Raw genomic sequence first — 22286 nt, 5'->3', positions numbered from 1 at the left:
AGGCATGAGGAAACAGGTATGGCTATGAGCGTCCATTGCGACATCGTCAGCGCTGAGAAAGGCATCTTTTCCGGCCTGGTCGAGCGTCTCGTGGCTGCCGGCAGCGAAGGTGACCTCGGCATCATGCCGGGTCACGCACCGCTGCTGACCGAGCTGCAACCCGGCCCGATTCGCGTTCAGCGTCAGGGTGGGGCCGAGGAAATCTACTACGTCAGTGGTGGATTCCTCGAAGTGCAGCCGAACCTCGTTTCAGTCCTCGCCGACACCGCAGTACGTGCCGACGATCTGGATGAGGCGGCAGCCCAGGAAGCCAAGGAAGTGGCCTTGAAGGCCATGAACGATCAGGCTTCCGAACTGGAATACTCACGCGCCACGGCCGAACTGGCCGAGGCGATGGCCAAGCTGCGCACCGTGCAGCAGATGCGTCGTCACACGCGCTGAGATGCACTGGGCCATGACGGCCAGTGACAGGAAAGAGGCGACCTTCGGGTCGCCTTTTTTTATGCCCGAGAGGACTGATGCCTCTAGCCATCGAAGGTCGTCCCTTTGACGCCGGGGACTGACCGGGCTCATCAGGAAGGGTGCCGAGCCCATCGGAGAGATGGCTCAGGTGTCTTGCGGGCGACTGATGCTTTCGCGGGTCTGTTCTCGGCGACAGGGCCGTGGGTAAACCTCGTCACTGGCAGCTCAGGGTTCAGCTGCTATGATGGCGCCATTATTTTCAGGGGCTTCAGGTATGAAGACCCGCTTTCTACAGGAGTTCACCGATGAGCAGTGCAGAGCGTACCGACGTCGTCATTCTTGCCGCAGGCCAGGGCACCCGCATGCGTTCCAAATTGCCGAAGGTGCTGCACCCGTTGGCAGGCAAGGCGATGGTGCGTCATGTGGCTGACACCGCTGCAGGCCTGGACGGTGCGCATCTGAATGTCGTCATCGGTCATGGTGGTGAGCGTGTGCAGCAGCAGCTGGCCGACACCGGCGCGAGTTTTGCCGTTCAGGCAGAGCAGAAGGGCACCGGTCACGCCGTGGCCCAGTCACTGGAAGCCATCGGCGATGGCAAGGTGCTGATCCTGTATGGCGATGTGCCGCTGATTCGTCGCGAGACCCTCGAGGCGCTGCTGGCCGAAGTCAGTGAGCAGACTCTGGGCCTGCTGACGGTGATTCTGGAAGACCCGACAGGCTATGGTCGTATCGTGCGCGATAGCGAAGGTCGCGTCAGCGCCATCGTCGAGCACAAGGATGCCACGCCGGAGCAGCTGGCCATCCAGGAAGGCAACACCGGTATCCTCGCCACCACCGGTGCCCAGCTCAAGCGCTGGCTGCCTGCGCTGTCCGCCGACAACGCCCAGGGCGAGTACTACCTGACCGACATCATCGCCATGGCGGCCAGCGAAGGTGTCAACATCGCCACCGCCCAGCCGGCGGCGGTCGAGGAAGTGCAGGGCGTCAACAATCGTCTGCAGCTGGCCGATCTCGAGCGCGCCTTCCAGCGTCGTGAAGCCAACCGCCTGATGACCGAAGGTGCCAGCCTGGCGGACCCGGCGCGCATCGACGTGCGCGGCAAGCTGTCCATCGGTACCGATATCAGCATCGACGTCGGTTGTGTCTTCGAGGGCGAAGTGAGTCTCGGAGATGACGTGGTCATCGGCGCCCACTGCGTGATCCGCAATGCCACCATCGGTGCCGGCGCCAACATCGCGCCGCATAGCGTCATCGATGGTGCGGTATTGGAAGGTGACAACAATGTCGGGCCCTTCGCACGTCTGCGTCCTGGAACCGAACTGGCGCGCGGCGCGCGCATCGGCAACTTCGTCGAGACCAAGAATGCCCAGGTGGGCGTGAACGCCAAGATCAATCACCTGAGCTATGTCGGTGATGCCTCCCTCGGCGAGGCGGTCAACGTCGGTGCCGGCACCATCACCTGCAACTATGACGGTGCCAACAAGTTCCGAACCGAAATTGGTGACAATGCCTTCATCGGCTCCAACTCCGCGCTGGTGGCGCCGCTCAAGATCGGCGCGGGTGCCACCGTGGGCGCTGGCTCGACCCTGAGCCGCGATGTCGCCGAAGGCGCGTTGAGCGTGGCGCGTGGCAAGCGTATCGACAAGCCGGAATGGCCGCGTCCGACCAAGAAGTGAACGGCAGCTTCAGTCGCGATGCTTGCTGGTGAGTGAAGGTGGGCATCAGAAACGGGGAGGCACCGACAGGTGTCTCCCCGTTTTGTCATCGCGGTCAGCTCTGTGGAACGGCGTGCAGGAATGAATCGTCTCATCCTGTCTCGTCTTTCACTTGATGTTTCGTTATGCCTCACTTATCTTTCGTTTCGAAACTTTATAGGGGGCCCTGATGTCCAAGCGTCTGACACCACAACGGCGTCACCAGATCCTCGAACAACTGGGACGTGACGGTGAAGTCAGTGTCGAGGCACTGGCGCGGGAACTCGCCACTTCCGAGGTCACCATCCGCAAGGATCTGGCCTTTCTCGAGAAGAGCGGCCTGCTGCTCAGGCGCTACGGCGGCGCCGTGGCCATGCCGCGTGAACTGCTGGTGCATGACGAACCGGTCAGTGCCGCCAAGCAGGCCATTGCCCGCCTGGCAGCCAGCCGTATCGGCGCCCATCAGCGCATCATCATCGACAGCGGTACCACCACGGTGGTGCTGATCCCCGAGCTCAAGGGGCGTGATGACCTGATCGTGATGACCAACTCGCTGAGCGTGGCCAATGCCATTCGTGAGCTGGAAAACGAGCCGGTATTGCTGATGACCGGTGGTACCTGGGATCCGCACTCCGATTCCTTCCAGGGACAGGTGGCGGAGCAGGTGCTGCGCAGCTACGACTTCGACCAGGTCTTCCTCGGCGCGGATGGTCTGGACCTCGAACGTGGCACTACCACCTTCAATGAGCTGATCGGCCTGTCACGCGTGATGGCCGAGGTGTCGCGAGAAGTCGTGGTGATGGCGGAATCCCACAAGCTGGGTCGTCGCATTCCCAACCTGGAGCTGGCCTGGTCCAGCATCAGTACCCTGATAACCGATGACGCGTTGCCTGATGCTGCGCGTGACCAGATTCGCGCTCATGGAGTCGAGGTGTTGATCGCCCCGCTCGTGGCGCCAGCAACAGCATAAGGAGATTGCTCATGTGTGGCATCGTAGGCGCCGTCGCCAGTCGTAACGTCCAGAACATCCTGCTCGAGGGTCTGCACCGCCTCGAATACCGTGGCTATGACAGTGCCGGCATGGCCGTGCTGTCCGAAGAGGGCCGCTTGAATCGCGTGCGTGCGCTGGGCAAGGTCGCGGCGTTGCAGGAGCGTCTCGAAGAATCACCGCTCAAGGGACGCGTGGGTATCGCTCACACTCGCTGGGCCACGCATGGGGCGCCGAGTGAAGCCAATGCTCACCCGCACCAGTCCGGTGACAGCCTGGCCGTGGTCCACAACGGCATCATCGAGAATTACGAGACGCTCAAGCGCGAGCTGCAAGGTCAGGGGTATGTCTTCACCTCCGAGACCGACACCGAGGTGGTCGCCCACCTGCTGGCACGTGAATACACCCTGAGCCAGGACCTGCTGACCGCCGTTCAGAAGGCCGTCGCCCTGCTGGATGGCGCCTTCGCGCTGGGCGTGGTGCATCGTGCCCAGCCGGACGTGCTGATCGGCGCGCGTCAGGGCAGCCCGCTGGTGATCGGTGTCGGGATCGACGAGCACTTCCTGGCCTCCGATCAGCTGGCGCTGCTGCAGGTCACCGATCGCTTCATCTATCTCAAGGAAGGCGATCTGGTGCGCATGACCGCCGAGCAGATCGAGATCTTCGAGCAGGGCGAGCGTCTGATCACCGAGGCCAACGAGCGCCCGGTCCAGACCTTCGAGCACGCGCAGGATGCCGCCTCCAAGGGCGACTATCGCCACTTCATGCTCAAGGAAATCCACGAGCAGTCCCGTGTGCTGGCTGCCACGCTGGAAGGTCGCCTGAACGGTGATCACGTGCTGGTGCGCAGCTTCGGCAGCGAGGCGGAAAATCTCTTCCGTCAGGTCAAGCAGGTGCAGATCGTCGCCTGTGGTACCAGCTACCACGCCGGCATGGTGGCGCGTTACTGGATCGAGCGTCTGGCCGGCATTCCGGCGGCGGTCGAGGTCGCCTCCGAGTTCCGCTACCGTCCGGTGGTGGTGGCCGATGGCACCCTGTTCGTCACCCTGTCCCAGTCCGGCGAGACCGCCGACACGCTGTCCGCACTGCGCTATGCCCAGTCGCTGGGCGGCTTCCTCGGCAGTCTGGCGATCTGCAACGTCCCGGGCAGCTCGCTGGTGCGTGAATCGGACCTCAGCCTGATGACCATGGCCGGACCGGAAATCGGCGTCGCCTCCACCAAGGCCTTCACCACCCAGCTGGTCGGTCTGATGCTGCTGACGCTGTCGCTGCGTCGCGTGCGGGGTGGCGATGAGGCCGGAGAAGCCGAGGTGGTGCGTGAGCTGCGTCAGCTGCCGTCACTGGTCACCAAGGCATTGGCCATGGACAGCGAGATCGAGCGTCTCTCAGAGGCCTTCGCTGACAAGCACAACGCGCTGTTCCTCGGGCGTGGCACCCAGTTCCCCATCGCGCTGGAAGGCGCGCTCAAGCTCAAGGAAATCTCCTATATCCACGCCGAGGCCTATCCGGCGGGCGAGCTGAAGCACGGCCCGTTGGCGCTGGTGGATGCCGACATGCCGGTGGTCGCGGTGGCACCCAACGACGAGCTGCTCGAGAAGCTCAAGTCGAACCTGCAGGAAGTGCGTGCACGTGGCGGGGAGCTGTTCGTCTTCGCTGACGAGAACATCAGTCTCGAAGAGAGCGAAGGCGTGCGCGTGCTGCGCATGCCACATGTCAGCGAAGTGCTGGCACCGATTCTCTACACTCTGCCGCTGCAGCTGCTGTCCTACCATGTCGCCGTGCTCAAGGGCACCGATGTCGATCAGCCGCGCAACCTGGCCAAGAGCGTCACGGTCGAGTGATCCGCGATGCAAGACGGCTGCGTCATGTCTGGCGCAGCAGCAGATGAGCTCAGTCTCATCGTGCCAACGGCAGCCTCAGGGCTGCCGTTTTTGGTATCCTGTGCGCCTGCCTTCTTATCCTCTTACGTCCGCTGCGCGTTCATCGCCCGGCGCACGCACGTGACCTGCCATGACTGATCGCGACGCATCGCTCACCCGCCTCAACAAGTTCATCAGCGAAACGGGCTTCTGCTCGCGGCGCGAGGCGGACCGCCATATCGCCGAAGGGCGAGTGACCATCAATGGTGTCGTCCCCGAGATGGGCACCAAGGTCGCGCCAGGCGATGAGGTGCTGGTCAACGGCAAGCCGTTGAAGGCCAAGCAGGAAGCGGTCTATCTGGCATTCAACAAGCCGGTGGGCATCACCTGTACCACCGAGCGCCACGTGGAAGGCAACATCATTGACTACATCGGCCATCCCAAGCGGATCTTCCCGATCGGTCGCCTCGACAAACCTTCCGATGGCCTGATCTTCCTGACCAGTGACGGCGACATCGTCAACAAGATCCTGCGGGCCGGCAACGCCCACGAGAAGGAATATGTGGTGCGGGTCGACAAGCCGATCAACCCGGACTTTCTCAAGCGCATGGCAGCCGGCGTGCCGATTCTGGATACCATCACCCAGCCGTGCCGCATCGAGCAGATTTCCACCTATGTGTTCCGAATCATCCTGACGCAGGGGCTCAATCGCCAGATTCGCCGCATGTGCGAGGCGCTGGGCTATGAGGTCTTCAAGCTCAAGCGGGTGCGCATCATGAATGTCAGCCTGGACGGGCTGGGCATCGGCGAATGGCGCTATCTCACCCAGCGCGAGATGGACGACATCCATCGGATGATCGAAGGCTCCAGTGGTACCGAGGAGGCCTCACGACTGGCGGAGGCGCCGACGCCTTCCCAGCACGCGACTGCCGCGCGCCATCAGCGTGCCGCGCAGGATACGGATAGCGGCCGGCGTGGTGGTGCTCGGCGCGAGGACAGCAGCAAGCGCGCCATGGGCCAGCGCAGCTCGGATCAGCGCGGCTCAGGTCAGCCCAAGACAGGCCAACGCTCGGGTGCTCGCCAGGAAGGGGCGGGGCGGCGGGAGCGTACCGATGAGTCCAGGTCCGTTCGTGGCAATCAGGAACGCAGCAGCGCCGGCAAGGGCGGCTCCCAGCCGGGCAGCAAGAGCGCCAATGGCGCGGGCAAGCTCGCGAGCGGCCTCAAGCCACGCACGCGTGGCAAGGCCGGAGAGCGTCGCGATGAGCGCGATGCGGCGAGCAGGGGGGCTGGCGAAAAGTCCTCTGGTAGCAAGTCTTCTGGTAGCAAGACCTCTGGCAACACGACCTTTGGCAAGAAGAATCCTGGCGGCAGAAGTGCCGGGGGCAAGAGCTCGTCGTACAAGGGCGGCAGCGGCTCCAATGGCGGGCGTGGTCGCCGCTAGTGAGCTGCCTGCACCTGCTTGCCATCGTCTTGAGCGGTGGTGCTGGCATCTGATCCTTGAGGCGTGCGGCGGTGGTAGCGGCCCAGTACGAAAGACAGCGTGGCGAACGCCAGTGCCGAGCAGATGACCTGCGGCCAGGAATAGACCAGCGCGGCGAGCGCGATCAGCAGCAGGTCGAAGGCGAAAGTCGTGCGGCCTGCATGGATGGCGAAGCGTCGCTCCAGATCCAGCGCGAGAATGTTGAGTCCGCCGAGGGAGGCGTTTTCGCGAAACAGCAGGGTGACCCCCAGCCCGATGAGCAGGCCTGCGGCAATCGCCACCACCGGCAGATTGACGTCGCCCAGCGGCAGACTGACCGCCAGTAGATCCGTCAGGACCGAGAGCAGACTGACACATCCCAGGGTGCGCAGCGTGAAGTTGAGCCCCAGCTGCTTCCAGGCCAGCCCGTAGAAGGGCAGGTTGATCGGGAAGAACAGACTGCCGAAGCTCAAGCCCGTCAGGTCCGAGCCAAGCAATGACATCCCGGCGGTACCACTGACCAGCAAGCCGCCGGCCTGCAGCAGGCGCACGCCGAGTGCCACCAGCAGACAGCCCTCGAAGAGCGTGATCAGGCTACGCAGCGTGATGGCATTGGCCGCACGGGAGCGGCTGTCGTTGGCACGCAGGATGAGTCGTTGGAAAGCAGTCATGACAGGCTCCGGGGTATGGGCAGTCAACAATGATGGCTTCCGACCTGCTTGTGGCGGGCAGAAAGCGATGTCGCGGCGAGGGGTGGTTCGCCTGTGACGGTTCATGCAGGAAGCGGACCATAGCACGCCGTGATGACAGTTTTTATTGTGCTTACGTCGCTCTAGCAGACGATATTATTCGGTGTATTGGGCCTTTGACCCTCACATTCCTCTAGCTATGGCGCCTTCATGCACCATTTTCATGCATCCTCCGCACCGACGGAGACGAATGTTCCGCACGCTGCGGGCCATGACAGAGCTTGCGAGGCGGGGCATCTTCATCTAGGGCTCGCGATGTGGGCCAACGATGACTGGCGCGGCAGCCTGCTGCCGGGCAGTGGCCCGCGCGAGCATCTGGCGGATTACGCGCAGGTCTTCGACTGTGTCGAAGGCAATACCAGCTTCTATGCTCTGCCGCCGGAGAGCGCCGTGGCTAGCTGGGCCCGCCAGGCGCCCGAGCACTTCCGCTTCTGCTTCAAGTTGCCGGGACGACTGACCCATGAGTTGAGGCTTCAGGGAATCGAGGAGGAGCTGGCGGAATTCCTGGCGCGGCTTGCGCCGCTTAAGTCGCGCATGGGGCCGATCATGATCCAGCTGCCGCGTGACCTGGGCGAGGAGGTACTCCCGCGTCTTGCGCAATTCTTCGCGCATGTCGAGGGTGCTGGCCTTGATTGGGCCGTGGAGCCCCGTGCCCCGAGTTTCTTTGCCAAGGGCTCGGTGGAACGACAGTTGAATCGCTTGTTGATAAGTCACGGAGTCGATCGCGTGATGCTGGATGTCCGTCCACTCTTCAGTGGCCCCGATACCGCGCATCCAGGGCTTGCCGTGGCACGCTCGGAAAAGCCGCATCGCCCATTGCATGTGTTCTCCAGCGCACGCCAACCGCTGGTCCGCTTCATCGGGCATCATGACGACGCGACCAATCTGGCCTTCTTCCAGGCCTGGGTGGAACGCCTTTCCCTGTGGATAAGTCAGGGGAAAAGCCCTTTCCTGTTTGTGCATACTCCTGACAACAAGGCGGCTCCGGCCTTGGCACGTCGTCTGGCCAATCAGGTGCTGGAGCGGCTTGATCGGCCATTGATCGGTGCCTTCCCCGGGGAAGGACAAGGACGTCTCTTCTAGCGCCACCCGCTGCCTGTCGCGCTTCAGTGTCTTGCGGGACGGGGGAAGTGACCTGCCGGCCTCAGTCGCTGTTTTCTATCGTGAGGCGATGGTCTGAGGGTGGCTTGCTGGTAGATATCGGGTCAATCGAGTAACTTTACCTACCTATTGTCGTTACCACGGCGATATTTACCGGGGCGGGCAGCGTGTCCATTCCGGCGTGTCTATCGACACCAGTCTGTCTGTCATTCGGGCCTATCCGGCCATGATGACGGCCAGATGCACCACAGCAGTGATCCTGCGACGCCATCCTGTCGGCCACGGTTCATCCTTCCGTCTCGCCAGCATGATGCAACAAGCACAACAAGATGCCACAGGCCGCTACCCGTGGCTGGCATCATCGCGACGAATCAGGGACTCACATGTCATCCAAACCGCATTCCCACGCTCAGTGGTCTTCTCGCCTGGCCTTCACCCTGGCCGCCGTCGGTTCCTCCGTCGGACTGGGCAACATCTGGAAATTCCCGTACATGACCGGTGAGAGCGGCGGCGGTGCCTTCGTTCTTGTCTATCTGGTCTGCATTCTGTTGATCGGCCTGCCGATCCTGATGTCCGAGTGGCTGCTGGGCCGCCTGGGACAGAAGAACCCGATCTCGACCATGAGTCACATCAGTGCGCGCCTCAAGCGTAGCCCCGCCTGGGTGTTGATCGGGGTGGCCGGTGTGCTCGGCGCCTATCTGATCCTGTCCTTCTACAGTGTCATCGGTGGCTGGGCACTGGCCTTCATCGCTGACGCCGCCAGTGGCAGCTTCGAAAGCCTGACCTCTGACACGGCAGGCAGTCTGTTCGGTGGTCTGCTGGGCGACCCGACCACCCTGCTGGCCTGGCACAGTGCCTTCATGCTGATGGTGATCCTGGTCGTGGCCGGGGGCGTCGCGGGTGGTCTGGAGCGTGCCGCCAAGATCCTGATGCCGCTGCTGGCGGTCATGCTGGTCATGCTGGTCGGGTATGCGGCGACCACTGATGGCTTCGCCGAAGCGGCTGCCTGGCTGCTGACACCGGACTTCTCCAAGCTCGACAAGGATGGCGTGCTGGCGGCGATGGGGCATGCCTTCTTCACCCTGTCACTGGGCATGGGCATCATGATGGCCTACGGCTCCTATCTCTCCGATGACGTCAACATCGGGCGTACCGCGCTGATCGTGGTGGTGCTGGATACCGTCATCGCTCTGCTGGCGGGGCTGGCCATCTTCCCGGTGGTGTTCTCCAATGGTCTCGACGCCGCTGCGGGCCCGGGCCTGATCTTCCAGACCTTGCCGCTGGCCTTCGGCCACATGCCGGGCGGAGAAGTGTTCGGCGTGGTGTTCTTCGTGCTGCTGGTCTTCGCGGCCTGGACCTCAGGCATCTCGCTGCTGGAACCCATCGTCGAATGGCTGGAAGAGAAGACGCCGATGTCACGCGTGGCCTCTGCCTGGGTGGCGGGGATCGCGACCTGGCTGCTGGGGATCGCCACCATCCTGTCCTTCAATCTGTGGAGTGATGTGGCGCCGCTGGGCATGTTCGCCAAGTTCGAGGGCATGACCATCTTCGACCTGCTCGATTACGCGACCAGCAAGCTGATGCTGCCGCTGACCGGCCTGGCGACCATCGTCTTCGTCGGCTGGTTCATGGGGCGTGATGAAGTGCGCAGTCAGCTCAACATGAGCGACTCGGCCTTCAAGCTGTGGAGCTTCGTGGCGCGCTTCATCGCCCCGATCGGCGTGGTGGTGGTCTTCGCCTCCAGCCTGTAATCCCGGCCCCACTCTTCAGGCTGTCCTGATGTTCTGTCAGCACGGTTCTGACGGCATTGAAGAACGACAAGAGGCTCGCCTATCCGGCGAGCCTCTTGCGTTTCTGGCCGAGATGGCCCGTGCAGGACGCCCTGGCGGCGACTCGATGCTCAGTGTGGGAGGTGGCGGACGTCACGTTCATGTCGGTGTGTACTTGCACCCTGTTGGTGCATCGTCCTGGGCAATGACATGACAATGAGGCAGAGAATGTCGGTGCAGATGAAGGACGATCGAGAGTGACACCGTGGCGAGCGCGCGGCAGAAGGCAGAGTTGTTGCAGAGGGAAATGAAGGCTGAGGGCCCGAAGGCAGAAGAAAATGTCGCGAGGGGGGCTGACCATGCTCATCAGAGATGGCGGCAAGGAAGACAGAAGCCCGCGTCCCTGAGCTGGCAGGGAGATGGGGGACTGCTCGGCGGGGAGACGTATCGCTCCCCGCCCGAGAATCAGTGGGTATCGATATCGCTTTCCGTTTCCAGCACTTCGATGTCGCTTAAATCCTCGCTCAGGCGCTTGATTTCGTTGTGCATTTCGATTCCGCGTCTGGCGCGGAGGTGGCGGACTGCGCTTTGTTTCTTGCGGGCCTGATGTTCGTCGGCACCGAGGGTCATGAAAATATCGAGAAGCTCGTTCTTGAGCGTATCTACCTGCTCTGAATTACGCATGATTCGACCTCCATGGCATCCAAAGGATGTGGGCTTTCACTGGCGCCACACCGTTTTACTATAGCTCACTTGACAAAATTGTGACCATAGACCGCCTGTGATGGCGACACCCCCCGGGGGATGTCGTAAGCTCAGGCATGCCCATGAAGTCTGCAAGGAGTGTGCCGTGAGTCATGCCATCTTCGACGACCTGAGGAGCCGGATGGAGAATTTCCGCCGCTCTGAACAGAAGGTTGCCCGTTACGTCCTCCGCCATCCGGAGGAGGTGATTCACATGCGGATCGTCGATCTGGCCAGTGAATCCTCGGTCAGTGAACCGACGGTAGTGCGCTTCTGTCGTGCGATGGGCTTTGCCGGCTTCCAGGACTTCAAGCTCCAGCTGGCGCAACGCCTGGCCACGGGCACCCAGTTCGCCCAGTTCTCGATGAATGACTCCGACAGCGTGGCGGAGTTCTCTCACTCGCTGTTCGATTCCACCATCGGCACGCTGCTGTCAGTGCGTGACCGTCTGGATGCCGAAGCCGTCGCACGCGCCATCCACTCGCTGGCCTCCGCCAGCCGGGTCGAGTTCTACGGCTATGGCGCCTCGGGTGCCGTGGCCCACGATGCCCAGCACAAGTTCTTTCGTCTGCAGATCTCCACTGCCGCCTACACCGACCCGCACATGCAGAACATGTCAGCGGTGACGCTGGGGCCGCGCGACGTGGTGGTCGCCATCTCCCAGACCGGACGCACCAAGGCGCTGATCGCCAGCGTGCGTCTGGCACGGGATGCCGGCGCGACCGTCATCGGCCTGTGTCCCAGCGGCTCGCCGCTGGCGGATGAAGTCACGCTGCCGCTGCACATCGATGTGCATGAAGATACCGAGATCTATACGCCGATGAGCTCACGCATCGCGCATCTGGTGATCGTCGATACGCTGGCGGTGGGGGTCGCCAAGGCACGTGGTCCCAAGCTCAAGGAGCAGCTGGAAGCGGTCAAGAAGAGCCTTGCCACCCTGCGCATCGATGATCACGACTTCGATACGCACTGAGTGCCGTACAAGCGTCACCTGTCAGGGATGACGCGTGCAGGGAAGAGCAGGGCAGGCCGCTGTGATAAGGTGGATGCCTGAACAGGGGCAGCCCCCGACCCGCTGCCCCGCCCCTCGACTTCTCTGCCCTGTGGTGAGCCCTGCATGTCCGAATCGCCCCTCCTCGATCACCTCAACACGCATCAGCGTGAGGCCGTGTCCGCGCCGCCGGGCAACATGCTGGTACTGGCGGGCGCCGGTTCCGGCAAGACCCGCGTGCTGGTCCATCGCATCGCCTGGTTGATGGACCGATATCAGTTCTTGCCCTATGCCATCCTGTCGGTGACCTTCACCAACAAGGCCTCCCGCGAGATGCGCACGCGTCTCGAGGCGCTCAATGGCAGCAGTCTGCGCCACATGTGGGTCGGCACCTTCCACTCCATCAGTCACCGTCTGCTGCGCACCCACTGGCAGGAGGCGCGTCTGCCCGAGCACTTCCAGATCATCGACAGCGATGACCAGCTGCGCATGGTCAAGCGACTGCTCAAGGAGCACAACGTCGATGACGAGCGCTGGCCGCCCAAGCAGGTCCAGTACTTCATCGCCGGCTGCAAGGAAGAGGGGCTGCGGGCCCATCAGGTCCAGACCCACGGCGACGCCTACATGGGCAAGATGGTCGAGATGTACGAGCTCTATCAGCTGGCCTGCGAGCGTGGCGGATTGGTGGATTTCGGTGAGCTGCTGCTGCGCTCGCTGGAGCTGCTGCGTGACACACCGCACCTGCTGGCGCATTACCGCGAGCGCTTCGCCCACCTGCTGGTCGACGAGTTCCAGGATACCAATACCCTGCAGTACGCCTGGCTGAAGCTGCTGGCCGGTGATCGCGAATGCATGACCGTGGTCGGCGATGATGACCAGTCCATCTACGGCTGGCGTGGCGCACGGGTCGAGAACATCCAGCGCTTCACCGAGGAATTCGCCAATACCCGTGTGGTGCGTCTGGAGCAGAACTACCGCTCCTCCAGCGCCATCCTGGAGGCTGCCAACGCCCTGATCAGCCACAACGGCGGGCGCATGGGCAAGGAGCTGTGGACCGACAGCGGCCGTGGCGAGCGGATTCGGGTCTATGCCGGCTTCAACGACATCGACGAATCGCGCTACATCGCCGATACCATCCGCGAACTGGTCAATGAGCATGGTTACAGTCGCGACGAGATCGCGATCCTGTATCGCTCCAACGCCCAGTCACGCGTGCTGGAGGAGACGCTGATCCGCCAGGGCATGCCGTATCGCATCTATGGCGGCCAGCGTTTCTATGAGCGTCTCGAGATCAAGAACGCGCTCGCCTACCTGCGTCTGATGAACAACCGCGAGGACGATGCCGCCCTGGAGCGCGTGATCAACGTGCCGGCGCGTGGCATCGGCATGCGCACCGTCGAGCAGCTGCGCGAGCGTGCGCGCTACGGCAACCTGACCATGTGGCAGGCGATGAGCGATGCGGTTTCCGACGGCGTCCTCAAGGGGCGCGCCGCCACCGCCGTGCGTGCCTTCGCCGACATCATCGATGGCCTCGACAACGACACCGCCGGCATGGCGCTGCATGAGCTGGTCGAGCACGTCATCCACGTCTCCGGCCTGCGCGAGCACCACGCCGCCGAGAAGGGCGAGAAGGGCCAGGCGCGTCTCGAGAACCTTGCCGAGCTGGTCAACGCCTGTCGTGCCTTCAGTCAGGGCGAGCGCATGGACCCGGAAGCCCCCAGCGAAGGGGCCGAGGCGCTGGAGCCCTTCCTCGCCGAAGCCGCGCTGGATGCCGGTGATCATGAAGCCGCCGAAGGCGAGGAATGCGTACAGATGATGACGCTGCACTCCGCCAAGGGGCTCGAATTCCCGGTGGTGTTCGTCGCCGGGGTCGAGGAAGGGCTGTTCCCGCACAAGATGTCACTGGAGGAGCCGGGGCGCCTCGAGGAAGAGCGTCGCCTGTGCTACGTCGGTGTCACCCGTGCCATGCAGCGCCTCTACCTGACCTACGCCGAGCTGCGGCGCATGCACGGCAAGGAGACCTTCCAGCGACCGTCGCGCTTCCTGCGTGAGCTGCCGGAAGAGCTGCTGGAGGAAGTGCGCCTGCGTGGCCAGGTCTCGCGTCCGGTCTCGACCCAGCGTGCTACGCCGAATCGTCGCCCCTCCGGGCCGCGTCAGGAGAGTGTCGAGGCCAATGGCGACATGCCGGCGCTGTCGCTCGGCAGCCTGGTGCGTCATCCGCTGTTCGGCGAGGGCGTGGTCATCAACGCCGAAGGCCAGGGCGAGCGAGCGCGTGTGCAGATCAGCTTCGAGGGCGAAGGCGACAAGTGGCTGGTGCTGGGCTTCGCCAAGCTGGAAGTACTCAGCTGATCCTGCATTGATGGCAGACGCAGGCATGAGGCGCTGACAGCAGGCGCTGGCGAGAAGTGAAAAGCGGTGCAGGGGGCGCGGTATTCGTGCGCCATTACGGCCTTGGTGCAGTTGTGGGCCATCCATGGGTCGCGGCATAGTGGCAGATAATCTGCTGTCTTGATGCCGCGTCATGCATTGCCCACAACTCGAACAAGGAACGCCCCATGCAACGCCGCCGTTTTCTCTCTGCTCTGGGGGCCGGTGCTGCCGGTCTCGCCGCTGCACCTTTCGTCTCCACGGCCAATGCCGCCGAGGAGGAAACCATCCACTGGAAGATGGTGACCTCCTGGCCGAAGAACTTCCCGGCGCTGGGCACCGGTGCCAATGAGTTCGCCAGTCTGATCGGGAAGCTTTCCGGTGGTCGTCTTCAGGTCAAGGTCTATGGGGCCGGTGAGATGGTGCCGGCGCTGGAAGTCTTCGACGCCGTGTCTTCCGGGACTGCCCAGATGGGCCACTCGGCGTCCTATTACTGGAAGGGCAAGGTACCTGCCGCCCAGTTCTTCACCGCCGTGCCCTTCGGCATGAATACCACCGAGACCAACGCCTGGCTGTATCACGGCGATGGCATGAAGCTGTGGGACGAGATCTACGCGCGTCACAACCTCAAGCCGCTGGCGGTGGGCAATACCGGCACCCAGATGGCCGGCTGGTTCAACAAGGAAGTGAACAGTCTCTCGGACATGAAGGGCCTGAAGATCCGCCTGCCGGGGCTCGCGGGTGAAGTGATGAACCGCATCGGTGCCAGCGCGGTGAATCTGCCGGGCAGCGAGATCTTCACTGCGATGGAGACCGGTGTGATCGACGCCACCGACTGGGTCGGTCCCTACAATGATCTGGCCTTCGGTCTGCATCAGGTGGCCAAGTATTACTACTCCCCGGCCTGGAACGAGCCCTCCGCCATTCTCGAAGGCACCGTCAATCTCGAGGCCTGGCAGGCGTTGCCGGAAGACCTCCAGCAGGTGGTGATCCAGGCAGCCAGGATTGCCAATCATGCGATGGTGGATGAATTCGCGCTGCGCAATGCCACCGCCCTGACCTCGCTGGTCGAGGAGCATGGCGTTGAGCTACGCGAATTTCCGCAGGATGTCTACGCGGCGTTGTTCAAGGCGTCCAACGAGGTGCTGGACGAGTTCATCGCCAAGGATGAGGACGCCAGGCGTGTCTACGAGTCCTACCGTGCCTTCCAGCAGCAGGTCGCCCCCTGGACGCGCATCGGTGAACAGGGCTTCCTTGATGCGCGTGCCCGGGTGCTGGGCGAGAGCTGAGGTGACCGCCCGCCGCTGTGTGTGGGGACATCGCGACTCGCTCGTCAGGCAGTGTCAGGCGGGCGCTGGTGGGAAATGAAGAAGCCGCCCCTCGGGGCGGCTTCTTCATGAATGGCGGTGTCCATCACGTCAGACACTTTCCTCGTCGTTGCCCTGCTCCGGCACCGCGCGGATTCGGCCATTGTCGTCCAGGGCCACCATCACGTAGTTGGCCTCGGTCACCTTGGTCAGCGCACGATGGTTGCGCTCCTGAGGCGGCCGAATCCAGACCTCGACCGTGAGCCGTACCGAGCTGCGTCCGACTTCCGTGACGTGCGTGAAGATATTGACCACCGAGCCGACGCGCACCGGTGAGAGAAAGTCGAGGCCCTCCACGGCGACGGTGGCAGTCCGTCCGTTGGCCACACGGCCGGCGGCCAGTTCGCAGGCCTCATCCATGCGATGCATCAACCAGCCACCGCTGATATCGCCATAAAGATTGGTATCGTGACGCTGAGCGATCAGCTTGAGCGTCAGCGTGCCGTTCGGCACCGGGGCATCATCCAGGGCTTGCATGTCGTCACTCGCTGTCTTGTTGTTATGTCTTCAGGGTGCACTGGCGTCGGCGGTTTGCCCAGTGGCGTCGATGGTTTGCTTAGTGGCGATGGAAGGAGAGCCCGAGCGGGCAGTGGCTCACGAAAGGCATCTCATGTCCGGTATCCTACTCTGCCAGTGGAAGGGATGTCCTCTCTCGCCAGGCGTTGCAGCGGGAATTTTCTTGCATTGCAGCATGTTGGTCTCGTGCCTCAACGTTGCAATGAAGGATACTCGGCGCAGCAATGCCGCTGGTGAGGCAGCCTCACGCAGGGAAGTGGTATTGAAGGAGTGGCAGGAGTTGAAGGAACAACGCGATAGTCATCACCGCCAATGAGCGCATCATTCATCTTTCAGGCCTGAAATCGTCATGTTCTTCATCGCATCCTTGCGTCGTCCCCGTTGGCTCTCGAGTCGCCTTGCGTTGCTGGCCTGCCTGCTGATGCCGGTCGTGCCCGCGTTTGCCGAGGTACCTGAATATCGCCCCGTGCCGGGGGTCGTCGGCAACCTGACGGCCGTGGGCTCCGATACCCTCTCGGTGCTGGTGACGCGGTGGGCGGCTCAGCTGCGTCGCTACCATCCAGGGGTGCGGGTCCAGTTGCAGGCAGCGGGGTCCTCGACGGCGCCGCCTGCCCTGATTGCCGGCACCACACGGGTGGGGCTGATGTCGCGGCCGATGAGCGATCAGGAGCGCCAGGACTTCATCCGGGCATTCGGGTATCCGCCATTGGAAGTCCCCGTGGCGCTGGATGCCATGGGCATCCTCGTGCATCGCCGCAATCCGCTGGAGTCGATCAGCATCGCGCAGCTCGATGCCATCTTCTCGGCCAGTCATGAGTGTGGCAGTCAGCGGGCCGATCGGTGGGGGCAACTGGGGCTGTCGGGAGACTGGGCTGAGCGTCAGATCAGCCGCTTCGGGCGCAGTGCCACCTCCGGGACCTACGGTGCCTTCCGGCGCGTCGCCCTGTGTGGCGGCGACTTCCGACTGGACGTGAGCGAGCAACCGGGGTCGGCGTCGATCATCGGCGCCGTGGGCTCCTCGCCGGGCGGGATCGGCTACGCCAGCTTCAGCACCTCATCTCCCATGGTCAAACAGCTGTCGGTGAGTCGTGACGCCGGCAGCATGGCGATATTTCCGAGTCGGGCCAGTATCCGCGACGGGCGTTACCCGCTGACACGCGCCCTGTACATCTACGTCAATCGTGTGCCAGACGAGCCGCTGCCGTCATTGGAGCAGGCGTTCCTGTCGTTGATCATGTCGCGTCAGGGACAACAGGCCATCCTGCGGGAAGGCTATGTACCGTTGCCGGACGATCAGCTGAACCAGTGGCGTGAACGTCTGGGGCTGGATGAGGGCGAGGGTCTCTGAGTACGCTTGTCATCTCGCTGTCATCTCATGGACATAATCTTGAGGCAGACCCCATCTTTCGCTCGCGGGAGTGATCCCTCCCCGCGCGCTTCTTCTCTTGTGGTGAATATTCATGCCGGCTGCTGCTGAAGCCTCACGAATGCAATCTCGCCGTCTGCGTCGCGATCGCCTGGCAAGCCTGTGGCTGACGGTTGCCGGTCTTGGCGTGATGGCGCTGGTGGTGGTGATGCTCGGCTATCTGATCAGCGTGTCATGGCCGCTGCTCAAACCGCCCGGCACGACGCCGAGCAGCTCGCAGGTACTGGAATCTCGAGCATTGGACACTCGCGCCGCGGACATGGACGAGTGGCGGATCGAGTGGCTGGCCGGCAACCGGTTGCAGCTGATCCAGCACACCGATGACGGTTTGCGTCGATCGAGTTCCCTCCAGGTACCCGAGGGACTGGATCATCGGCAGGCTCACCTCACGCAGAGCCGACAGCAGCTATGGCTGCGCATGCCCGACCGACAAGGTGATCGTCTGTGGCTGGCAAGACTGGCCTCGACCACGCCGCAAGGCAGCTGGCAGCAGCAATGGCTGCCCGGCCCGGCCAGCCTTTCGGCCCTGGTGGGGCAGTTGCTGGTCACGGCAGGGCCGCATGCCTTCACTCAATGGCAGTTGAACGATGCGTCCGCCGGCCAGGTACCTCTGGCCCGCAAGCTGGGCCGGCAGGAGCATGCTGCCCAGCCGATCACCGCCCTGAGTATCCTGCGCGGCGGCAAGAGCCTGATCCTGGGGGATGCCGGCGGTGGACTGAGTCATTACCTGCTGCCCGCGCATGCCAGCCCGCTGATCAAGGCGGGAGACTTCGACAGTGGCCTGTCGGCCCCGGTGAGAACCATCGCCGCGGCACATCATGGGTTGGGCTTCGCGGCACTCGACGCGGATGGCCGACTCGGGCTGTATCTCGCCACGGCCGAGCGTCGTCGGCAGCTGGTGGACTGGCTGTCACCCGCACAGGTGGCGGCAGGAGTCGAGTTGAGCTTCCAGCAGGAGGATCGTCGTCTGCTGGCACGGCCAACGTCCGTGGCAGGTGGCCTGGGGGCTCTTGAACAGGCCTATGCGGGTCTCGAGATCCGTGATCCGCATCAGGTCGTGGGGCTTGGCGCGATCTTCGGCAAGGTCTGGTATGAGGGGCGTGACGCACCGGCCTGGATCTGGCAGCTGGAGAGCACCGGTGCCCATGAACCCCGCCTGTCGCTGGTACCCATCATGTGGGGGACGCTCAAGGTCGCGCTGGTCGGCCTGCTGTTTGCCGTGCCGTTGGGATTGGGCTGTGCCATCCATGTGGCCTGTTTCATGGCCCCGCGCCAGCGGGCGCGCATCAAGCCGATGCTGGAGATGATGGAGGCCTTGCCCACGGTGGTGATCGGCTTCATCGCGGCGCTGGTGGTCGCGCCCTTCGTCGAGCGTGAATTGATGGCCGTGCTGCTGGGGCTGGTACTGATTCCGCTGGGCACCATGGTGGCCGGTTTCGTGTGGACCCTGTCGCCGCGCGCACTGCGCAGTCTGATGCCGGAAAACATGGCCGCCTTCGGGCTGTTGCCGCTGTTGATGCTGCTGCTGTGGCTGGATGTGACGCTGGCTCATCAACTGGAAGCCTGGTGGTTCGAGGGCGACATCCGTCAATGGCTGTTTGCCCATCACGGCATCGATTACGCCCAGCGCAATACCCTGGTGACCGGCATGGCGCTGGGGCTGGCGGTGATGCCGACACTCTTCACGCTCAGTGAGGATGCGCTGTCCTCAGTCCCTCGCGGACTGGCGGCGGGGTCCGCGGCACTGGGGGCGACGCCCTGGCAGAGTCTGCGCCGCGTGATCCTGCCGGCTGCCGCCGTCGGGCTGTTCTCCGCGATGATGATCGGCATGGGGCGCGCCGTGGGCGAGACGATGATCGTGTTGATGGTCGCCGGCAACACGCCGCTGGTGGATGCCAGCCTGTTCGAGGGAGTGCGCTCACTGGCGGCGACCCTGGCGATCGAGTTGCCGGAAGCCGAGGTCGGCAGCAGCCATTACCGCCTGCTGTTCCTTGCCGCGCTGGCCTTGTTCCTCTTCACCTTCGTGGTCAATACGCTGGCGGAAGTGCTGCGCCTGCGCTTCATGCCGCCGCAACGTGGAGGCTGGGGATGAGTCGTCCTGATGCGGTACCGCCGTCCTCGTTGCTCAGACCTCGTGAGCCTGTGACGGCGCGTCTGGCACGTTACTGGCGTGATGGTGGCCCCTGGGGCTGGCTGAATGCCATGGCGGTCAGTGTCTCGCTGGTACTGGTGCTGGGGCTGATCAGCCTGCTGGTGGTGGGCTCGCTCAGTCACTTCTGGCCCTCACGGCTGGTCGAGGTCGAACTCACCACCCAGCCGGGGCAGAGCGTCACGGCGCTCAAGACCCCCCGTGGCGAGCCGGCGGCGGACAACCGTCACCTGCTGGGCGAATTGATGCATGAGGAGCTGCGTCCCTCGGCAGCGGACACCGGTGATCAGCAACGTGAGCGACAGTCGCAGCGCTGGTGGCTGCTGCAGACCTCCTCTCAGGATGGGGCCTCGGCGAGCTGGCAGTGGCTGCCGGATACCCTGATGGAGAATATCCGCTTTCCTCGCCAGGCACTGATGCTGGAAATGCGCGACGGGCGAGTGCTGTATGGCATGGCCAGAGCGCTGAGTGATCCGCTCACTGGTGAGCTGGATCATTCTCCGCAGCTCTCCTCCGACAGTACGGTCCCGGGGGCACCGACTCCTTCACTGCACCAGAATGCCGAGGCACTGCATGCGCGGTTGGCGGCGCTTGAGGGGCAGCGCCGTCAGCTGGCGGCACTGCGCGCTGACAGCGAGGCCTTGAGCGCGCGCCTGCTGGCCTTGCAGCAGCAACTGTCCGCTCGACAAGGGCCTGTCACGACGCAGGACGAGGCGGATGCCTCCTTGATCGCGGAGCTCGAGACGACACGCGAGGCACTGATCACCCGTGAGGGGCAACTGCTGGCCCTCCGGGGAGCCCTGGACGCCGGCCAGCTGCTGCTCGGGGGCAATGGCGGTCATGAGGGGCGCATCGCGCTGAATGACATCCGTCATGTCTGGCAGCCGAATGCCATGGGCTTTGGCGGACGACTGTTGCTGACGCTGGAGCGCTTTCGCGACTTCGTCTCCGGCTCGCCCAATGAAGGCAGTGGCGGCATCTGGCCCGCCATCTTCGGTACCGTGCTGATGGTGGTGTTGATGGCGATTCTGGTGATGCCCTTCGGCGTGATGGCGGCCCTCTATCTGCACGAGGTCGCGCATCAGGGGCGTCTCACGCGACTGACCCGCATCGCGCTGCGCAATCTCGCCGGCGTGCCTTCCATCGTCTATGGGGTCTTCGGGCTGGGGTTCTTCGTCTACGGGCTGGGGGCCGGCCTGGATGAACTGTTCTTTTCCGAGCGTCTGCCGACCCCCACCTTCGGCACCGGTGGATTGCTGTGGGCATCGCTGACGCTGGCGCTGCTGACGCTGCCGGTGGTGATCGTGGCCACGGAGGAGGGGCTGGCGCGGGTGCCGCATCGCCTGCGCGAAGGCGCGCTTGCACTGGGTGCCACGCGCTTCGAGACCCTCAGGCGCGTGGTGATACCCGCGGCATCTCCGGCCTTGATGACCGGGCTGATTCTGGCGGTGGCGCGTGCGGCAGGCGAGGTCGCGCCCTTGATGCTGGTCGGCGTGGTCAAGCTGGCGCCGGACCTGCCGCTGGATGACAGCTTCCCGTGGCTGCATCTGGATCGCAAGTTCATGCACCTCGGCCATCAGGTCTATGATCTGGCTTTCCAGAGCAGCGATGCCTTCAGCAGTCGCCCGCTGGTCTATGCGACCGCACTGGTGCTGGTGGTCGTGATCCTGTGCCTCAATCTGAGTGCCATTCGCCTGCGTCACATGCTGGCACAACGTTACAAGGGAGCCACCGAATGAAGCGTGACTCTGCACGTGAGAGCGTCCAGTCGAGCTCGCAGCACCCCGAGGTCGTCAATCCGCAGGACACGTGCCTGGAAACCCGCCACCTGTGCCTCGATTATCAGGCGCAGGTGGGCAAGGAGCGTCACCGACGGCGTGCGCTTGACGACATCAGCCTGCGCATCGCGCGCAAGCGCGTGACGGCTTTCATCGGCCCCTCGGGATGTGGCAAGTCGAGCCTGCTGCGCACCTTCAATCGCATGACCGATCTCGATGAGCAGTCACGCCTGAGCGGCAAGGTCTGGTTGGAAGGCGAGGACATCCATGCCCGGGGCGTGGATGTCCCCATGCTGCGCCGGCGCGTCGGCATGGTGTTCCAGACGCCCAACCCCTTTCCGATGTCGGTCTACGAGAACGTGGCCTTCGGGCTGCGGCTGGTCGGCGAGAATGACAAGCGCCATCTGGATGACAAGGTCGAATCCTGTCTGCGGGCCGCGGCGCTGTGGGAGGAAGTGAAGGACCGGCTGTTCGACAGCGCGCTGGGGCTTTCCGGTGGCCAGCAGCAGCGCCTGGTGATCGCGCGCACGCTGGCGGTGGAGCCGGAAGTCCTGCTGCTGGATGAGCCAGCCTCGGCGCTGGACCCGATCTCGACGCTCAAGATCGAGGAGCTGATCCGCTCGCTGCGCTCACGCCTGACGTTGGTCATCGTCACCCACAACATGCAGCAGGCAGCACGTGTCTCGGATGCCACGGCCTTTCTGCATGAAGGGCAGCTGGTGGAATATGCCCCGACCGATCAGCTGTTCACCAACCCGCGTCGTCGCCAGACCGAGGACTACATCACCGGCCGTTTCGGGTGAGATCACCGAAGCGGCACTGCAGGTGGCTGACACGTGTCTCGCGCGGGACGTTGGCGGATGGGCC

17 protein-coding genes are annotated in these 22286 nt (G+C 63.6%); 14 read left to right on the top strand and 3 right to left on the bottom strand.

All coding sequences use genetic code 11. The annotated features are described in order from the left end of the window. Window positions 1-18: 18 nt before the first annotated feature. The 5 genes from ACZYGA_RS11120 (at window position 19) to rluF (ending at window position 6444) form a co-directional block, all read left to right on the top strand. Window positions 19-441, top strand: coding sequence for a F0F1 ATP synthase subunit epsilon (locus tag ACZYGA_RS11120; protein WP_054556360.1), 423 nt, complete (start codon window positions 19-21; stop codon window positions 439-441). 326 nt (window positions 442-767) lie between these two features. Continuing rightward, window positions 768-2138, top strand: coding sequence for a bifunctional UDP-N-acetylglucosamine diphosphorylase/glucosamine-1-phosphate N-acetyltransferase GlmU (glmU, locus tag ACZYGA_RS11115; protein WP_479399202.1), 1371 nt, complete (start codon window positions 768-770; stop codon window positions 2136-2138). A 208-nt stretch (window positions 2139-2346) separates the two neighbouring features. Continuing rightward, window positions 2347-3126, top strand: a complete 780-nt coding sequence (locus tag ACZYGA_RS11110; RefSeq protein ID WP_077379812.1) for a DeoR/GlpR family DNA-binding transcription regulator — start codon at window positions 2347-2349, stop codon at window positions 3124-3126. A gap of 11 nt (window positions 3127-3137) precedes the next feature. Beyond that, a complete protein-coding gene (gene glmS, locus ACZYGA_RS11105) occupies window positions 3138-4985 on the top strand; it encodes a glutamine--fructose-6-phosphate transaminase (isomerizing) (protein WP_077379814.1) in 1848 nt (615 codons plus the stop codon). A 169-nt stretch (window positions 4986-5154) separates the two neighbouring features. Beyond that, window positions 5155-6444: a 23S rRNA pseudouridine(2604) synthase RluF gene (gene rluF, locus ACZYGA_RS11100; protein ID WP_479399200.1), complete on the top strand. Its 1290-nt coding sequence runs from the start codon at window positions 5155-5157 to the stop codon at window positions 6442-6444. Here rluF and ACZYGA_RS11095 read toward each other — a convergent pair. Continuing rightward, window positions 6441-7133 carry a YitT family protein gene (locus ACZYGA_RS11095; RefSeq protein ID WP_479399198.1) on the bottom strand — a complete coding sequence of 231 codons (693 nt, stop codon included), beginning with the start codon at window positions 7131-7133 and terminating at the stop codon, window positions 6441-6443. The genes rluF and ACZYGA_RS11095 overlap by 4 nt on opposite strands. A 333-nt stretch (window positions 7134-7466) precedes the next feature. On the opposite strand from ACZYGA_RS11095, the gene ACZYGA_RS11090 reads away from it, so the two are divergent. Continuing rightward, on the top strand, window positions 7467-8294 hold the full coding sequence (locus ACZYGA_RS11090) for a DUF72 domain-containing protein (protein WP_479399196.1): 828 nt from the start codon (window positions 7467-7469) through the stop codon (window positions 8292-8294). A 401-nt stretch (window positions 8295-8695) separates the two neighbouring features. Next, window positions 8696-10063 (top strand): sodium-dependent transporter, encoded by a 1368-nt coding sequence (locus tag ACZYGA_RS11085; protein ID WP_077379825.1) that lies wholly within the window; start codon window positions 8696-8698, stop codon window positions 10061-10063. A 483-nt stretch (window positions 10064-10546) separates the two neighbouring features. On the opposite strand, the gene ACZYGA_RS11080 is transcribed toward ACZYGA_RS11085, so the two are convergent. Then, the gene (locus ACZYGA_RS11080) at window positions 10547-10765 is read right to left on the bottom strand and encodes a PA3496 family putative envelope integrity protein (protein WP_077379827.1); all 219 of its coding nucleotides are present in this window, start codon (window positions 10763-10765) and stop codon (window positions 10547-10549) included. A 166-nt stretch (window positions 10766-10931) separates the two neighbouring features. Here ACZYGA_RS11080 and hexR point away from each other — a divergent pair, with 166 nt between their 5' ends. The 3 genes from hexR to ACZYGA_RS11065 all read left to right on the top strand — a co-directional run bounded on the left by hexR (window position 10932) and on the right by ACZYGA_RS11065 (window position 15472). Beyond that, window positions 10932-11798 (top strand): transcriptional regulator HexR, encoded by an 867-nt coding sequence (gene hexR / locus ACZYGA_RS11075; RefSeq protein WP_043331730.1) that lies wholly within the window; start codon window positions 10932-10934, stop codon window positions 11796-11798. 144 nt (window positions 11799-11942) lie between these two features. Further along, entirely contained in the window at window positions 11943-14165 is a 2223-nt protein-coding gene (gene uvrD / locus ACZYGA_RS11070; RefSeq protein WP_479399195.1) for a DNA helicase II, read from the top strand. A gap of 206 nt (window positions 14166-14371) precedes the next feature. After that, complete coding sequence (locus ACZYGA_RS11065; protein ID WP_077379831.1) at window positions 14372-15472, top strand: TRAP transporter substrate-binding protein; 1101 nt, start codon at window positions 14372-14374, stop codon at window positions 15470-15472. A 129-nt stretch (window positions 15473-15601) separates the two neighbouring features. On the opposite strand, the gene ACZYGA_RS11060 is transcribed toward ACZYGA_RS11065, so the two are convergent. Next, complete coding sequence (locus ACZYGA_RS11060) at window positions 15602-16027, bottom strand: acyl-CoA thioesterase (protein WP_077379833.1); 426 nt, start codon at window positions 16025-16027, stop codon at window positions 15602-15604. A 388-nt stretch (window positions 16028-16415) separates the two neighbouring features. On the opposite strand from ACZYGA_RS11060, the gene ACZYGA_RS11055 reads away from it, so the two are divergent. The 4 genes from ACZYGA_RS11055 to pstB all read left to right on the top strand — a co-directional run bounded on the left by ACZYGA_RS11055 (window position 16416) and on the right by pstB (window position 22222). After that, window positions 16416-17414, top strand: coding sequence for a PstS family phosphate ABC transporter substrate-binding protein (locus ACZYGA_RS11055; RefSeq protein ID WP_479399193.1), 999 nt, complete (start codon window positions 16416-16418; stop codon window positions 17412-17414). Window positions 17415-17553: 139 nt separating this feature from the next. Beyond that, a complete protein-coding gene (locus ACZYGA_RS11050) occupies window positions 17554-19584 on the top strand; it encodes an ABC transporter permease subunit (protein WP_479399191.1) in 2031 nt (676 codons plus the stop codon). Beyond that, on the top strand, window positions 19581-21380 hold the full coding sequence (pstA, locus tag ACZYGA_RS11045; protein WP_479399189.1) for a phosphate ABC transporter permease PstA: 1800 nt from the start codon (window positions 19581-19583) through the stop codon (window positions 21378-21380). Before ACZYGA_RS11050 ends, pstA begins: the two co-directional genes overlap by 4 nt. After that, window positions 21377-22222 (top strand): phosphate ABC transporter ATP-binding protein PstB, encoded by an 846-nt coding sequence (gene pstB, locus ACZYGA_RS11040; RefSeq protein WP_077379842.1) that lies wholly within the window; start codon window positions 21377-21379, stop codon window positions 22220-22222. Before pstA ends, pstB begins: the two co-directional genes overlap by 4 nt. Window positions 22223-22286 lie beyond the last annotated feature (64 nt).

Source organism: Cobetia sp. BL01, assembly GCF_056493605.1.
The sequence above is the reverse complement of the archived record's forward strand: the minus strand, read 5'-3'. Positions and strand labels throughout refer to the sequence as shown.

Coding starts and splice junctions, on each gene's coding strand:
- ACZYGA_RS11055 (WP_479399193.1), top strand. CDS start 16,416: ATGTTCTTCATCGCATCCTTGCGTCGTCCCCGTTGGCTCTCGAGTCGC.
- ACZYGA_RS11050 (WP_479399191.1), top strand. CDS start 17,554: ATGCAATCTCGCCGTCTGCGTCGCGATCGCCTGGCAAGCCTGTGGCTG.
- ACZYGA_RS11095 (WP_479399198.1), bottom strand. CDS start 7,133: ATGACTGCTTTCCAACGACTCATCCTGCGTGCCAACGACAGCCGCTCC.
- ACZYGA_RS11060 (WP_077379833.1), bottom strand. CDS start 16,027: ATGCAAGCCCTGGATGATGCCCCGGTGCCGAACGGCACGCTGACGCTC.
- ACZYGA_RS11065 (WP_077379831.1), top strand. CDS start 14,372: ATGCAACGCCGCCGTTTTCTCTCTGCTCTGGGGGCCGGTGCTGCCGGT.
- ACZYGA_RS11085 (WP_077379825.1), top strand. CDS start 8,696: ATGTCATCCAAACCGCATTCCCACGCTCAGTGGTCTTCTCGCCTGGCC.
- pstA (WP_479399189.1), top strand. CDS start 19,581: ATGAGTCGTCCTGATGCGGTACCGCCGTCCTCGTTGCTCAGACCTCGT.
- rluF (WP_479399200.1), top strand. CDS start 5,155: ATGACTGATCGCGACGCATCGCTCACCCGCCTCAACAAGTTCATCAGC.
- ACZYGA_RS11110 (WP_077379812.1), top strand. CDS start 2,347: ATGTCCAAGCGTCTGACACCACAACGGCGTCACCAGATCCTCGAACAA.
- ACZYGA_RS11120 (WP_054556360.1), top strand. CDS start 19: ATGGCTATGAGCGTCCATTGCGACATCGTCAGCGCTGAGAAAGGCATC.
- pstB (WP_077379842.1), top strand. CDS start 21,377: ATGAAGCGTGACTCTGCACGTGAGAGCGTCCAGTCGAGCTCGCAGCAC.
- uvrD (WP_479399195.1), top strand. CDS start 11,943: ATGTCCGAATCGCCCCTCCTCGATCACCTCAACACGCATCAGCGTGAG.
- ACZYGA_RS11080 (WP_077379827.1), bottom strand. CDS start 10,765: ATGCGTAATTCAGAGCAGGTAGATACGCTCAAGAACGAGCTTCTCGAT.
- ACZYGA_RS11090 (WP_479399196.1), top strand. CDS start 7,467: ATGTGGGCCAACGATGACTGGCGCGGCAGCCTGCTGCCGGGCAGTGGC.
- glmU (WP_479399202.1), top strand. CDS start 768: ATGAGCAGTGCAGAGCGTACCGACGTCGTCATTCTTGCCGCAGGCCAG.
- glmS (WP_077379814.1), top strand. CDS start 3,138: ATGTGTGGCATCGTAGGCGCCGTCGCCAGTCGTAACGTCCAGAACATC.